The sequence below is a fragment of the Acutalibacter muris genome (assembly GCF_002201475.1).
In the GTDB taxonomy this organism is placed as follows: Bacteria; Bacillota; Clostridia; order Oscillospirales; family Acutalibacteraceae; genus Acutalibacter; species Acutalibacter muris.
Map to the genome: position 1 here is coordinate 285,896 of NZ_CP021422.1, position 13,564 is coordinate 299,459.

The window sequence follows — 13,564 nt, forward strand, 5'->3', positions numbered from 1 at the left end:
ATGGAATTCAATTGGGACTCTTTAGGCGTTGTGTTCGCGCTGCTGGGCGCTGTCCTGGCGGCTCTCATGGGCGGCATCGGCTCCGCCGTCGGCGTTGGCATGACCGGCCAGGCGGCCGCGGGCGTTGTGACCGAGGACCCCTCCAAGTTCGGTAAGGTCCTTATCCTTCAGCTGTTGCCCGGCACCCAGGGCATTTACGGCCTGCTTATCGGCTTCGTGACCCTTACCCAGATAGGCGTTCTGGGCGGCACCGCTCCCGACAGCCTGTGGAAGGGCCTTCTGTACCTGGCCGCCTGCCTGCCCATGGCCATCGTGGGCATGGTTTCCGCAAAGTGGCAGGCCAAGGCCTCTGTCTCCTCTATCAGCCTTGTTGCCAAGAAGCCCGACCAGTTCGGTAAGTCCATGATCTTCCCCGCCATGGTCGAGACCTACGCGGTTCTGGCCCTTCTGATCTCCATCCTCTCCATCACCAGCATCGCCGGCCTGTAAGAATGGGCGCGGCAATACATAAGAGAGAGGAGGCAGATCCATGACCGGACTGGAATCCATTTTAAGCCAGATAGCCGGTGACGGCCAGAAGGAAGCAGAAGAGATTCTTGAGGAGGCCAGAAAAAAGGCCGGCGAGATCTCCGAGGGCTTCAAGGAAAAGGGCGCCGAGCAGGTGCGCGCGATCCTGAAGGACGGCGAGCGCCAGGCCCAGGACCTCCGCGACAGGGCCAAGTCCGCTGCGGAGCTGGAGCAGAGAAACCAGATGCTGGTGTTTAAGCAGCAGCTTATCGGCGAGACCGTGGACGCCGCCCGGAGGACCTTTGAGGAGGCCCCCGACGGCGAGTATTTCGACACCCTTCTGGCCCTTTACACCCGCTTTGCCCGGGAGGGCCAGGGCGAGCTGCACCTGAACGCGAGGGACCTTGAGCGGCTGCCGGACGACTTCCTGTCCCGTATGCGCAAGGCGGTCCCCGGGGCGCAGGTGACCATCTCCCCAAAGGCCCACGACGTTGAGAGCGGTTTCCTGCTGGTATACGGCGGCGTCGATATCAACTGCACCTTCCGGGCCATTTTCGAGGACGCCTATGAGGAGCTGAGGGATACGGCGGGCAGGCTGCTGTTCAGCAGCCAAGCTGCTGCCCCGACGGCATGAGTACGCAGGGAGAAAGGAAACTGCCTCTATGACTGAAGAATACATCTACGCGGTGGCGAGGGTGCGCTCCAGGGAGCTCAGTCTTCTCAGCCGCCAGGACGTGGACCAGCTGATGGCCTGCAGGACCTATGGCGAGTGCCTCAGGACATTATCAGACAAGGGCTGGGGCGGCGGCGACCTCTCTGCGGAGGCTGTTCTTGCCGGCGAGGAGGAAAAGACCTGGGCCTTCATCCACGAGCTGACGGACGACCTGACGCCCTTTAACGTGCTTTTATACCCCACCGACTATAACAACCTGAAGGCCGCCATTAAAACGGTGGTCACCGGAGTGGAGCCCCACGACGTGTTCCTGCCCGGCGGGGCCGTTGACCCCCAGGTGATGCTCCGCTGTGTCAGGGAGGGCGATTTTTCCGACCTTCCCGAGACCATGGCGGCGGCCGCCGACGAGGCCTATCACACTCTGCTTGAGACCCAGGACGGCCAGCTCTGCGACGTGATACTTGATAAGGCCTGCCTTGTGGACCTGCTGCGCTGCGGCCGGGAGAGCGGGGTGGATATCCTTCGGGATTACGCCGAGCTGACAGTGGCCATCTCCGACATCAAGATAGCTGTGCGCGCCTGCAAAACCGGCAAGAGCCGCGCGTTTTTAGAGTCCGCGCTGGTCCCCTGCGGGACTTTGGACGCGGTTTCCCTGGCGGCAGCGGCCTGCAAGAGCCTTGAGGAACTGTTCGGCTATCTTACGGTAACGCCCTACGGCGAGGCCGCGGAGAAGCTTCGGGAGTCCTACTCCGCCTTTGAAAAATACTGCGACGACAGGGTTATGGACCTTATCAAGGAGCAGAAGATGAACCCCTTCACCGTGGGACCCCTTTTCGCCTATGTGCTGGCGAGGAGGAACGAAATAAACACCGTGCGGATCATACTCTCCGGCAAGTTAAACGAGCTGGACGACGGCATGGTCCGGGAAAGACTGAGGGATATGTATGTATAAGATTGCAGTTTTGGGCGACCGCGACAGCATCTACGGCTTCGCGGCCCTGGGGCTGGAGGTATTCCCGGTCCAAAGCGGCGACGAGGGCGCCCATACCCTCCGGCGGCTCTCAGAGCAGGACTACGCCGTGGTGTATATTACCGAGGCCCTGGCCAAGGAGATACCGGGGGAGCTTGACCGCTGCCGGGAGAGCCTTATGCCCGCCGTTATCCCCATACCGGGGGTGCACGGAAACACCGGGTACGGCATCGACATGGTGAAGCGCTCGGTGGAGCAGGCCGTGGGCTCTGACATCATTTTCAACGGCAACTAAAAAATAATACGAGAAAAAAGGTGATCGGTAAACATGAGCAATGGTACCATCAAAAAAATAGCCGGACCTCTCGTTATCGCCAAGGGTATGCGCGACGCCAATATGTTCGACGTGGTGCGCGTAAGTGAGCGCCGCCTTATCGGCGAGATAATAGAGATACACGGCGACGAGGCCTCCATACAGGTGTACGAGGAGACCTCCGGCCTGGCCCCCGGGGAGCCGGTGGAATCCACCGGCGTGCCCATGAGCGTGGAGCTTGGGCCCGGCCTTATCACCAGCATTTATGACGGCATCCAGCGCCCGCTGGACGACATCATGAAGATCTCCGGCAACAACCTCCAGCGCGGCGTTGAGGTTCCCTCTCTGAAGCGGGACCTGGAGTGGGACTTCGTTCCCACCAAGAAGGCCGGCGACGAGGTAGCTCCCGGCGACATCATCGGCACCGTGCAGGAAACAGAAGTGGTTTCTCACAAGATAATGGTGCCCGTGGGCATCGAGGGCAAGATAACCGAGATAAAGGCCGGAAAGTACAAGGTCACCGACATGGTGGCCACCGTGGAGACCAAGGACGGCCCCAAGCAGGTGGGCCTTATGCAGAAGTGGCCTGTCCGCCAGGGGCGGCCCTATAAGCAGAAGCTCTCCCCCAATATGCCCCTGGTCACCGGCCAGCGGGTGGTGGACACCATGTTCCCCATCGCAAAGGGCGGCGTGGCGGCGGTCCCCGGCCCCTTCGGCTCGGGCAAGACCGTTATCCAGCACCAGCTGGCAAAGTGGGCGGAGGCTGATATCGTGGTCTATATCGGCTGCGGCGAGCGCGGCAACGAGATGACCGACGTTCTGAACGAGTTCCCGGAGCTGGTGGACCCCAAAACCGGCAAGTCCCTGATGGAGCGCACGGTGCTTATCGCCAACACCTCCGATATGCCCGTGGCGGCCCGGGAGGCCTCCGTCTACACCGGCATCACCATCGCCGAATATTTCCGCGACATGGGCTACTCCGTGGCCCTGATGGCCGACTCCACCTCCCGCTGGGCCGAGGCCCTTCGAGAGATGTCCGGCCGTCTGGAGGAGATGCCTGGCGAGGAGGGCTACCCCACATACCTTGGCAGCCGTCTTGCGCAGTTCTACGAGCGCGCCGGCTATGTCAAGACTCTGGGCGGCGACGACCGCGAGGGCTCCCTGTCCGTTATCGGCGCTGTCTCCCCCTCCGGCGGCGACAACTCCGACCCGGTGGTTCAGGCTACCCTGCGTATAGTAAAGGTGTTCTGGGGCCTGGATTCCGCTCTGGCCCAGCAGCGCCACTTCCCGGCCATCAACTGGCTGACCAGCTATTCACTGTACCTGGACAATATCGCAGAGTGGTTTAACAACAAGGTTGCCCCGGACTGGATAGATATGCGTACAAAGCTTATGGGGCTTTTGCAGGACGAATCTGAATTGCAGGAAATCGTACAGCTGGTCGGTATGGACGCTTTGAGCGCCCCCGAGCGCCTGAAGCTGGAGGTCGCAAGGTCTATCCGCGAGGACTTCCTGCACCAGAACTCCTTCGACGAGGTGGACACCTACACTCCCCTTGACAAGCAGCACAAGATGATGCAGCTGATAGCCGCCTACTACGACAAGGCTTTGGCCGCCCTGAACGCCGGGGCAGATATCCAGAAGCTCATCGACCTGCCGGTTAGAGAGCAGATAGGCCGCTATAAGTACACCCTGCCCGAGAACGCTGCCTCCACCTTTGACCAGGTGATGACAGAGCTCGATAAGGAAGTAAACGAAGCTAAAAACGCAAAGGAGGACTTCTAATGCCAAAGGAATATAGGACTATCCAGGAAGTGGCAGGCCCTCTTATGCTGGTGCGCGACGTGGAGAACGTGGCGTATGACGAGCTTGCGGAGATAGAGCTGGCAAACGGCGAGCGCCGCCGTTGCCGCGTCCTGGAGATAAACGAGGGCAACGCCCTGGTGCAGCTCTTTGAAAACTCCACAGGTATCAACCTCAGCAATTCAAAGGTGCGTTTCCTGGGCCACAGCATGGAGCTGGGGGTCAGCGAGGATATGCTGGGCCGCGTGTTCGACGGCCTGGGCCGCCCCATTGACGACGGCCCGGAAATCCTGCCGGATATGCGCGTTGACATCAACGGTCTGCCCATGAACCCCGCCGCCCGCAACTATCCCCAGGAGTTCATCCAGACCGGCGTTTCCGCTATCGACGGACTGAACACCCTGGTCCGCGGCCAGAAGCTGCCCATCTTCTCCGCCTCCGGCCTGCCCCACGCCCAGCTGGCAGCCCAGATTGCCCGCCAGGCAAAGGTGCGCGGCACCAACGACCCCTTCGTGGTGGTCTTCGCGGCCATGGGCATCACCTTTGAGGAGTCAAACTTCTTTGTGCAGAGCTTTAGGGAGACCGGCGCTATTGACCGCACGGTTATGTTTGTGAACCTGGCAAACGACCCCGCCGTCGAGCGTATCGCCACCCCCAAGATGGCGTTGACCGCCGCCGAATACCTGGCGTTCCAGAAGAATATGCACGTGCTGGTCATACTCACCGACATTACCAACTACGCCGACGCCCTCCGTGAGGTTTCCGCCGCCCGTAAAGAGGTTCCAGGCCGCCGCGGCTATCCCGGCTATATGTACACGGACCTTGCCACTCTCTACGAGCGCGCTGGCCGTCAGAAGGGCAAGACCGGCTCCATCACCATGATACCCATCCTGACCATGCCTGAGGGCGACAAGACCCACCCCATCCCCGACCTTACCGGCTACATCACCGAGGGTCAGATAATCCTGAGCCAGGAGCTGTACCGCAAGAACGTGACTCCGCCCATTGACGTGCTGCCCTCTCTTAGCCGTCTGAAGGACAAGGGTATTGGCGAGGGCCGTACCCGCGCTGACCACGCGGCTACCATGAACCAGCTGTTCGCGGCATATGCCCGCGGCAAGGAGTCCAAGGAGCTGATGGTTGTTTTGGGCGAGGCGGCTCTGACAGAGATTGACAAGCTCTATGCCAAATTTGCGGATGCCTTCGAGAGCGAGTACGTCTCCCAGGGCTATACCGCCAACCGGGATATCGAGGAGACCTTGGACATCGGCTGGAAACTCCTGTCCATACTCCCCCGCTCCGAGCTTAAACGTATTAACGACAAGTTCCTGGATCAGTATTACGGAAAGGTGTGATGGGCCTTGGCGAGTAAACAGATAACCCCTACCCGCATGGAGCTTACGCGCCTTAAAAAGAAGCTGGTTACCGCAACCCGGGGCCATAAGCTCCTGAAAGACAAGCGGGATGAGTTAATGCGCCAGTTCCTGGAGAAGGTACGGGAGAACAAGACCCTCCGCGAGCAGGTGGAAAAGGGCATAAAAGCCGCTAACAAGAACTTTCTGCTGGCCCGGGCGGGTATGCAGGACCAGGTGCTCAATACCGCCATGCTGGCCCCAAAGCAGCGGGTGTCCGTTGAGGCCGGTATGGAGAACGTCATGAGCGTGGAGATACCTACCTTCGACTTCAAGACCCGCACCCCCGACCAGAACGATATCTTCTCCTACGGCTTCGCCTTTACCTCCAGCGATCTGGACGGCGCGGTGCAGTCACTGGCGGACATCTTCCCGGATATGCTGAAACTGGCGGAGATAGAAAAGTCCTGCCAGCTGATGGCCGTGGAGATAGAGAAGACCCGCCGCAGGGTCAACGCCCTGGAGCACGTGATGATACCCGAGCTTCAGGCCAATATCAAGTACATCTCCATGAAGCTGGACGAGAACGAGCGGTCCACGCAGATCAGACTGATGAAGGTCAAGGATATGGTGCTGAAAGACGCGCATAATTACGAGACCTTCTGACACACGCACAAAAAGCAGGGTTTTCACCCTGCTTTTTCTTTTTCTGGAGTATGTTTGGGGCCTCCGGGAGCACAGGTCGCTCCCTACGGCAAGGTCGTGGGGCACCGCCCCACACCCTGCCAGCCTAAGACCGGCTGGATCGGTCAAATAAGTCTGACGGCAGATAGATATCCTCCATAGGCACCTTCTCCCAACTGAACGCCGGTACAAGCTCATGGGGCCTCACCGCCTCCGGCCTATCCAGCAAACCCGCCAGATACCCCAGACTGCCCACAATCTCCTCCGGGAGGAACCTCTCCCGAAGCTTTTCAAGTCCCATGTCAGCGTCCCTCTTTGACAGCCGCCTGCCGTCCCCGGAAAGGAGCATAGGTATATGGGCAAACTCCGGCGTGGGGAGCCCTAAAAGCTTATAAAGATACAGCTGCCTGGGGGTCGAGCTCAGCAGGTCACGCCCCCGAACCACCTGGGTGACCCCCATAGCACCGTCATCGGCCACTACCGCCAGCTGGTAGGCAAAAACCCCGTCGGACCGCCGCAGAAGAAAATCTCCGCAATCCCTCTCTAAATCCTGCTCATACCAACCGTAGTGCAAATCGTTAAAGCCCACCGTACCGCTTACCCTCAGGCGCATGGCCGGGGCACGGCTCCGGCTTTTCTCCGCGATCTCCGCCGCCGTAAGCGCCCGGCAAGTACCCTGGTATATATAGTCCCCGTCCGAAGCGTGGGGCGCGTTCGCGGCGTGGAGCTCGGCCCGGCTGCAAAAGCACGGGTATACAAGACCTTGCACACTCAGCTTATCAAGGCACTCCTGATAATAATCTCCGCGCTCCGACTGCCAGTAGGGTCCCTCGTCCCAGTGCAGCCCCAGAAACTCAAGGTCCCGCATAAGCTGTTCAGCGAACTTCCGGCTGGTGCGATGGGTATCAAGATTCTCCATGCGCAGTATTATCCTGCCGCCCTGGGCCCTGACGGACAGCCATGCCAGCAGACAGCTAAAGAGGTTCCCCAGATGCATACTGCCGCTGGGGGTGGGCGCAAAGCGACCCACAACCTCCCGCGTCACGGCTCTATTACCGGCATACCCGCTAGGTATCTGCGCACCATGTCCAGCGCCTGGGAGGCGGCACAGTGTCTGTGCCAAGCCCGGCTCTTTGTACGGCCTATGGGCGAGCGCTTCGTTATCCAGGTATCCCTGCCATCGCTGAGGGCGATGTATATGAGCCCCACAGGCTTCTCTGCTGTACCGCCCTCGGGCCCGGCTATCCCGGTGATACCCACGCCCAAGTCGCTTCCGCCGCGCTTTACAATGCCCTCGGCCATGGCCCGGGCGGTCTGCTCACTGACCGCGCCGTGCTGCTCCAAAACCTCGCGGGGCACACCTAAGAGGGCTTCTTTGGCCTCGTTGGCGTAGGTAACCACGCCCATATGGAACACTCCCGAGGACCCGGACACGTCCGTTATCCGTTTACTGAGAAGCCCCCCGGTACAGGACTCGGCAGTGGCAAGGGTTTTGCCCTGTGCCGAAAGCTCCTTTACCACCAGCTCCTCAAGACTGTCCACGTCAACGCTATACACAAAATTCCCCAGACGCTTTTTTATCTCTTCAATAAGAGGCCAGCACATCTGGTCGGCCTCCTCATGGGAGGGGGCCTTGGCCGTTACCCGCAAATAGCACTCCCCCTCGTTGGCATAGGGAGCCAGGGTCGGGTTCTCCGAGTCCATCAGATCGTCCATCATCTGGGCCACCGGGGCCTCGCCCCTGCCATATATGTGCACGTTATGGGACACGATGGTGTACTCCTGACTCTTTTTGAGGTAAGGCACAGCATAATTATCCAGCATTGGAGCAAGCTCAGAGGGAGGGCCGGGGAGCATAATTATCGTGCACCCATTTTCGGCTTGGAACGCGCAGCCGGGGGCCGTTCCGTTGTCATTTTGCAGCACCGTACAACCCTCCGGGAGCCAGGCCTGCTTTGCCTGGTTTTCACTCACGTGCTTCTCATTAAAGTAGTTCTCTATGCGCCGCAGGCTCTCCTCATGGAGCACCAGCTTCTTACCCGCCGCAGCGGCGGTAGTTTCCTTGGTCAGGTCATCGGTGGTGGGCCCCAGCCCGCCGGTCATGATGAGCAGGCCGCTGCGGGCAATGGCCCCCTCTACCGCTTCTTTAAGCCGCCGGGGGTTGTCCCCCACCACGCAGGTGTGCATAAGGTCAATGCCCAGCTCAGATAGGGCCCGGGCCACGATGGCCGTGTCGGTGTTGACTACCGCGCCCAAGAGGAGCTCGGTGCCAACGGAAATTATTTCTGCGTTCATATTATCATCCTCCATAATATATTATCCCGGTCACTTCCTCCAAAAGCTCCACTCTATCCCCTTCTTATACCCGATCTTCGCATAGAAGGGGTTCCCCCCGCCGGTCATATGCGTGGCTCCTAGCGGTCTCAACCGTCTATAGAGCTCCGACAGCGCCGCCGCGGCAAGCCCTTTATGTCTGTACTCCGGCACGGTGCAAAGGGGCTCAAGGTACGCCAGCTTATTCTCTGGCACCCACCACATCCCGGCATAGCAGACGTACTCGCCCTTGCCGTTCATCACGGCTATATCATATTCCGGGGTGGCGTGGGGGGCGTTTATCAGGTCGTAGGCGTACTCATACTCGCCGTTCCAGGGCCCCTCCTCCTGCTCATGGTCAAAGCCCCTCCAGCAGCACTCGCAGGCTTTGGCCGGGTCCACGCTGCCAGACTCTGTGAAGGTGAAGCCCTCCGGCAGCGGATAGCTGAGGGGCTCGTCGAAGTCATACACCAGGCTCTCATAGCCGCCGGCCTTTTCAAAGCCCGCCGCCTTGGCCGCCTGCTCAAACTCCCTTTGGTTCCCCACCAGCACTATCTGCTGTTTACCGTCCGTCCGGGGCATATGCTTTTCGGCGTACTCCACCATCTCCGGGGCCAACTCCTCATAGCCCTCCCGCAGGCTGAAATAAATGTCGCTCACCGGGTTCTCATGGAAGCAGAAGCCCACTATCTTCTCCCCCTCCTTCCAGATACGGCAGCGGTGCAGGTAGGATTTGTCCATCCAACTGGACACCAGGGCGTACTCCCAGAAGGGCGCGGGCACGCCGCCCCGGCGGTCCTGTGAAAAAATGTCCAGCAGGAAGTCATACACGTCCATATGGTCGCTCAAAATGCTGAACTGTTTAGTAGCAATATTTTTCATATCTACCTCTCTGTATCCTCATAGGCATTGATGTGAATAGTCTCCACATTCTCCAGGGCCTCTTTAAGGAGCGCCCCGCCCTCAATAGCCCCCTCGCCCCGCTCCACCATCTCAAGGCTGGGCTTGGTGCGCGGGTGCTTGGGGGTGAATATCGTGCAGCAGTCCTCATAGGGCTCTATGGAGATGTCATAGGTATCTATCTTTCTTGCTATCTTCACTATCTCGGCCTTATCACTGCCAATAAGGGGCCTGAACACCGGCATACCCACCACCGCGTCCGTACAGGCGATAGCCTGTATGGTCTGGCTGGCCACCTGGCCCAGACTCTCCCCGGTGATAAGGGCAAGGCAGCCCTCGTCCTCCGCAAGGGCCTGGGCGGCCCGAAGCATATACCGGCGAAGTATCACCGTCCCCAGCTCCTCGGGGCAATGGTCCCGTATTTCCTGCTGGAGATGGGTAAGCTCTACGGTGATGAGCTTTATACGTCCGGCGTATTCGCTGACCCTCCGAAGCAGCCGCACCACCTTGTCGTGGGCCAGTTCGCTGGTATAGGGAGGGCTTGAGAAGTGTATGGCCGTCAGCTCCACCCCGCGCTTTGCCATGGACCAGGCGGCAACCGGGCTGTCCAGTCCTCCGCTGATGAGCACCGCCGCTTTGCCCCCGCAGCCCACCGGGAGGCCCCCGGCCCCGGGCTTTGCGTCAGAGTGTATAAAGGCAAATTCTTCCCGGACCTCCACCCATACGGTCACGTCGGGGTTATGCACGTCCACCCGCAGATGCGGGTACTTTTCCAGCAGGTATGCCCCAGCCTCCGTGGCTATCTCCGGGGACTTTAGGGGGAATTTCTTGTCGCTGCGCTTGCACTCCACCTTGAAGGTCTCCGCCAGCTCCAGCTCGTCCCGGAGATACTCCGCGGCCTTCTCCTGTATTTTAACGAGCTCCTTTTCAGCCGCCCCGGCCCGGGTATAGCCCACCGCGCCGAAAACCTTTGCGCAGCGCTCCTCGGCTAGATCCATGTCGGCGCTGTCGTCCAGCGGCTCCACATAGATGGTGGACTGCTTTGCCGTCACCGAAAACTCCCCCGCGCTCGAAAGCCGGCGGCGGATATTTTTCATCATTATCTCCTCAAAGCTGCGGCGGTTAAGCCCTTTAAGGGCAATCTCCCCCAGCTTCAGCAGTATGACCTCGCGCATATAGTTACCTCCTGTTCCGCTCCACAAAATTCACCAGTTCCCGCAGGTTCCCGATGGTAAATGGGTCCTCGGGCTCTATGCCCTGCCTGTCCAGCAGGAACGATGTGAAGCCCAGAGCCCTAGCTCCGTCAGCCTCGGGCCGGTAGTCGTCCACATACAGCGACTCCTCTGCTGTGACCCCCTGAGCGTTTAGGGCGGCGTTATAGATGACAGGGTCCGGCTTGCCCGCGCCAACTAAAGAGCTGGCGGTGAAGCTGGTGAAATACTTGTGCAGCCCGCAGTCCTCAAGGGTCATTTCCAAGGAGGGCGCAGAGTCGCTTATCACGCCCATTTTGTACCCCTTGTTCATAAAATATTCCAGCACCTCCACCGTCTCCGGGTAGGGGTGCTTTTTTAAGTACCAGAGCTTTTCCACCAGCATATCCGCCCGCTCAGAGCGCTTTTCCGTGATGCCCATGTCGTCAAAGACAAAGAGGTACCACTGCCGGAAAAATTCCAGCTCCTCCTCCACCGTATGGTAAGGCGCGAAGGGGAAATCCCCCTCCTCTACCCGGTTGAAAATTTTCATAAAGTAATCGTAGGAATTGTCAAACTCCCTCCCGCTCCACTCCTTCAGGCTGCGGTTACGGAAAGCCGTCCACTCCGGATCGCCGTGTACAAGGGTGCCGTCCCGGTCAAAAAATACCGCCTTATACTTCCCCATTCTATCTCTCCTTCTCAAGACTTGAAAGCCCTGCCCGCAGGCCCTCTATGAGCGCGTATACGTCCTCCTCTGTGCTAAAGCGTGAAAAGCTTACCCTCAAAGCAGAGCTAACCCGCTCCCTTGGGAGACCCATGGCCCCCAGCACATGGCTGGGCTTGGCTTTGCCGCAGGCAGACCCCGCTGATACGTACACTCCTCTTTCTGCCAAAAAGTGCAGCATGGTCTCTGCCCGTACGCCCAGGGCCGACAAGTTCACAATATAGGGCAGGCCGTTCCCTGAGGAGTTCACCTCGACCCTGGGCAATTCAGCCAGGTCACTTAATAGGAGCTCCCTGAGCCCGCCGATTTTCTCCAGAGCCCCGGCCCCTTTCGGGGCCAGCTCTACAGCTTTTGCGAAAGCGCCTATAAGCGGCAGGCTCTCTGTCCCAGAGCGCAGCCCTCGCTCCTGGCCGCCGCCGTGGACTATGGGCAGCAACCTCACACCCTTCTTTACATACAGTGCCCCCACGCCTTTAGGGGCGTGCACCTTGTGCCCGCTGACGGTGCACAGGTCAGCTCCCAGGCCCTTCACGGTAAAATCCAGCTTGCAGAAGGCCTGCACGCAGTCTGTGTGCAAAAGCGCCGGAGACTTTTTGCGCTTTATGGCCCTTGCCGCCGCCTGTACCGGCAGTATGGTCCCGGTCTCGTTGTTGCAGAGCATCATGCTCACCAGGACCGTATCGGGCCCTATGGCCACCTCAAGCTCGGCCTGGTCAATATTTCCATCGGTGCCGGGGGCAAGATATGTCACCCGGAAACCCTCGCTCTCCAGCTGCTTCATGGTGTTCAGCACCGAGTCGTGCTCTGTCATGGTGGTAACTATGTGCTGTCCCATGCGCTTTTTTGCCCGGGCCGCGCCAAGTATCGCCAGGTTATTCGCTTCTGTGCCCCCGCCGGTAAATACTATCTCCTCCGGCAATGCGCCCAGCCTTCTCCCTATGGTCTCCCGGGCAGAGTCCAGCGCCTTCTTCGCCCGAAAGCCCATGGTATGCAGGGAGGAGGGGTTACCATAGCACTCCGTCATCAGACGCAGGGCCTCCTCAGCTGCCTCCGGCAGTACCCGGGTGGTGGCGGAATTGTCCAGATAATGTTCTCCCATAGGCTTAAAGCTTTCTATAGCCGGTCTCGAAGTCCACCAAATTTTTAAGCGCTTCGCCCCTAAGGAAACGGCCCAGATTCTCCACAAATATGTCCACGATGCGCTCATGGGTCTCCCAGAGATGATAGCCCCCGGAAACATGGGGAGTGATAACCGCCGTGGGCAGGCCCCAGAGCCTGTGGCCCTTTGGCAGCGGCTCCGGCTCGGTCACGTCTAATCCTGCCCCGCCCAGGCGCCCGCTCTCCAAAGCGTCGCAGAGGGCCTCGGTATCGAGGAGGTATCCCCGGCCCACGTTGAGCACCACGGCCCCGGGCTTCATTTTACCTATCCGCTCTTTACCAAGCATACCCCTGGTCTCCGGGGTGCCGGGCAGCGTCACGGCCACCACGTCCGCCCGGGGGAGAAGGGAATCCAGTTCCCCGGTAAGGTGCACCTCGTTGGCGTAGTCCGGCCTGCTGCCGTCGCTTCTGCGCAGGCCTATCACATAGGCTCCCATGGCTTTGCAGAGCCGGGCGAAGCTGCCGCCGATATCGCCCATGCCCATCACCAGCACCGTTGCCCCCAAAAGGGTGCGCACTTGCCCCTGGCCGCTCCAGTTCTCTTTAAGCTGAGCATCCCTATAGAGCTCCAGCTTCTTGAATATCATTAAAAGCATCCCCAGCATATGCTCGGAGATGGCCAGCCCATAGGCCCCGGTGGCGTTGGTAAGCGCGGCGCCCTTTGGCAGGACCCCCGGCGCGGTGTAGAACTCCACCCCCGCGCTGCTGGTCTGCAGCCATTTCAAGTTTTCCGCGCTTTTCAGCAGCCCCGGCTGGACGTTGCCAAGTATCGCGTCAGCCCAGGCGATGTCCTCCTCCGTCACCATCTCCGCGGGGAGCAGGTCAGGAAAGGGCAGCGCCCCTCCCCGGCCAGAGGGCAGGGCCTCCCCAAGCCTATAGCGCACCTGTGCGCCCTCCTGCTCCAGGGCTTCTCTCTGCCTTTGCGATACCGGCACTGTAACCAGAATGTTTTTCATATTATTCACACCTCGTAT

At 59.7% G+C, this 13,564-nt stretch carries 14 protein-coding genes; 7 read left to right on the top strand and 7 right to left on the bottom strand.

Annotation, left to right across the window (positions count from 1 at the left end; genetic code table 11):
* From ADH66_RS01465 to ADH66_RS01495, 7 genes are read left to right on the top strand one after another with little or no spacing between them, the layout of a single operon-like run.
* Positions 1-489 carry a V-type ATP synthase subunit K gene (locus tag ADH66_RS01465; RefSeq protein ID WP_066536633.1) on the top strand — a complete coding sequence of 163 codons (489 nt, stop codon included), beginning with the start codon at positions 1-3 and terminating at the stop codon, positions 487-489.
* A gap of 40 nt (positions 490-529) precedes the next feature.
* On the top strand, positions 530-1,141 hold the full coding sequence (locus ADH66_RS01470; RefSeq protein WP_066536630.1) for a V-type ATP synthase subunit E: 612 nt from the start codon (positions 530-532) through the stop codon (positions 1,139-1,141).
* A gap of 28 nt (positions 1,142-1,169) precedes the next feature.
* Entirely contained in the window at positions 1,170-2,132 is a 963-nt protein-coding gene (locus tag ADH66_RS01475) for a V0D/AC39 family V-type ATPase subunit (RefSeq protein ID WP_066536627.1), read from the top strand.
* On the top strand, positions 2,125-2,445 hold the full coding sequence (locus ADH66_RS01480; RefSeq protein ID WP_066536624.1) for a V-type ATP synthase subunit F: 321 nt from the start codon (positions 2,125-2,127) through the stop codon (positions 2,443-2,445). The genes ADH66_RS01475 and ADH66_RS01480 overlap by 8 nt, the downstream gene beginning before the upstream one ends.
* 33 nt (positions 2,446-2,478) lie before the next feature.
* Positions 2,479-4,248 (top strand): V-type ATP synthase subunit A, encoded by a 1,770-nt coding sequence (locus ADH66_RS01485; protein ID WP_066536621.1) that lies wholly within the window; start codon positions 2,479-2,481, stop codon positions 4,246-4,248.
* On the top strand, positions 4,248-5,621 hold the full coding sequence (locus ADH66_RS01490) for a V-type ATP synthase subunit B (protein WP_066536618.1): 1,374 nt from the start codon (positions 4,248-4,250) through the stop codon (positions 5,619-5,621). Before ADH66_RS01485 ends, ADH66_RS01490 begins: the two co-directional genes overlap by 1 nt.
* Positions 5,622-5,627: 6 nt before the next feature.
* Complete coding sequence (locus tag ADH66_RS01495) at positions 5,628-6,284, top strand: V-type ATP synthase subunit D (protein WP_066536615.1); 657 nt, start codon at positions 5,628-5,630, stop codon at positions 6,282-6,284.
* 124 nt (positions 6,285-6,408) lie between these two features.
* On the opposite strand, the gene gluQRS is transcribed toward ADH66_RS01495, so the two are convergent.
* The 7 genes from gluQRS to ADH66_RS01530 are packed head-to-tail and all read right to left on the bottom strand — an operon-like array spanning position 6,409 to position 13,546.
* Positions 6,409-7,332: a tRNA glutamyl-Q(34) synthetase GluQRS gene (gluQRS, locus tag ADH66_RS01500; protein WP_257789557.1), complete on the bottom strand. Its 924-nt coding sequence runs from the start codon at positions 7,330-7,332 to the stop codon at positions 6,409-6,411.
* Between the two features lie 11 nt (positions 7,333-7,343).
* On the bottom strand, positions 7,344-8,597 hold the full coding sequence (locus tag ADH66_RS01505; protein WP_066536609.1) for a competence/damage-inducible protein A: 1,254 nt from the start codon (positions 8,595-8,597) through the stop codon (positions 7,344-7,346).
* A gap of 30 nt (positions 8,598-8,627) precedes the next feature.
* Positions 8,628-9,497 (bottom strand): GNAT family N-acetyltransferase, encoded by an 870-nt coding sequence (locus ADH66_RS01510; RefSeq protein ID WP_066536606.1) that lies wholly within the window; start codon positions 9,495-9,497, stop codon positions 8,628-8,630.
* 2 nt (positions 9,498-9,499) lie between these two features.
* The gene (gene thiI, locus ADH66_RS01515; RefSeq protein WP_066536603.1) at positions 9,500-10,690 is read right to left on the bottom strand and encodes a tRNA uracil 4-sulfurtransferase ThiI; all 1,191 of its coding nucleotides are present in this window, start codon (positions 10,688-10,690) and stop codon (positions 9,500-9,502) included.
* Positions 10,691-10,694: 4 nt separating this feature from the next.
* The gene (locus ADH66_RS01520) at positions 10,695-11,393 is read right to left on the bottom strand and encodes an HAD family hydrolase (protein ID WP_066536601.1); all 699 of its coding nucleotides are present in this window, start codon (positions 11,391-11,393) and stop codon (positions 10,695-10,697) included.
* A 1-nt stretch (position 11,394) separates the two neighbouring features.
* Complete coding sequence (locus tag ADH66_RS01525) at positions 11,395-12,531, bottom strand: cysteine desulfurase family protein (protein WP_066536598.1); 1,137 nt, start codon at positions 12,529-12,531, stop codon at positions 11,395-11,397.
* 4 nt (positions 12,532-12,535) lie between these two features.
* Positions 12,536-13,546, bottom strand: a complete 1,011-nt coding sequence (locus ADH66_RS01530; RefSeq protein WP_066536596.1) for a D-2-hydroxyacid dehydrogenase — start codon at positions 13,544-13,546, stop codon at positions 12,536-12,538.
* Positions 13,547-13,564: the final 18 nt, after the last annotated feature.

Bases quoted from the DNA above. Each gene is read 5' to 3' on its own strand.
- ADH66_RS01480 (WP_066536624.1), top strand. From the start codon at position 2,125: ATGTATAAGATTGCAGTTTTGGGCGACCGCGACAGCATCTACGGCTTC.
- ADH66_RS01530 (WP_066536596.1), bottom strand. From the start codon at position 13,546: ATGAAAAACATTCTGGTTACAGTGCCGGTATCGCAAAGGCAGAGAGAA.
- ADH66_RS01465 (WP_066536633.1), top strand. From the start codon at position 1: ATGGAATTCAATTGGGACTCTTTAGGCGTTGTGTTCGCGCTGCTGGGC.
- ADH66_RS01525 (WP_066536598.1), bottom strand. From the start codon at position 12,531: ATGGGAGAACATTATCTGGACAATTCCGCCACCACCCGGGTACTGCCG.
- ADH66_RS01470 (WP_066536630.1), top strand. From the start codon at position 530: ATGACCGGACTGGAATCCATTTTAAGCCAGATAGCCGGTGACGGCCAG.
- ADH66_RS01510 (WP_066536606.1), bottom strand. From the start codon at position 9,497: ATGAAAAATATTGCTACTAAACAGTTCAGCATTTTGAGCGACCATATG.
- ADH66_RS01490 (WP_066536618.1), top strand. From the start codon at position 4,248: ATGCCAAAGGAATATAGGACTATCCAGGAAGTGGCAGGCCCTCTTATG.
- thiI (WP_066536603.1), bottom strand. From the start codon at position 10,690: ATGCGCGAGGTCATACTGCTGAAGCTGGGGGAGATTGCCCTTAAAGGG.
- ADH66_RS01520 (WP_066536601.1), bottom strand. From the start codon at position 11,393: ATGGGGAAGTATAAGGCGGTATTTTTTGACCGGGACGGCACCCTTGTA.
- ADH66_RS01485 (WP_066536621.1), top strand. From the start codon at position 2,479: ATGAGCAATGGTACCATCAAAAAAATAGCCGGACCTCTCGTTATCGCC.
- ADH66_RS01505 (WP_066536609.1), bottom strand. From the start codon at position 8,597: ATGAACGCAGAAATAATTTCCGTTGGCACCGAGCTCCTCTTGGGCGCG.
- ADH66_RS01475 (WP_066536627.1), top strand. From the start codon at position 1,170: ATGACTGAAGAATACATCTACGCGGTGGCGAGGGTGCGCTCCAGGGAG.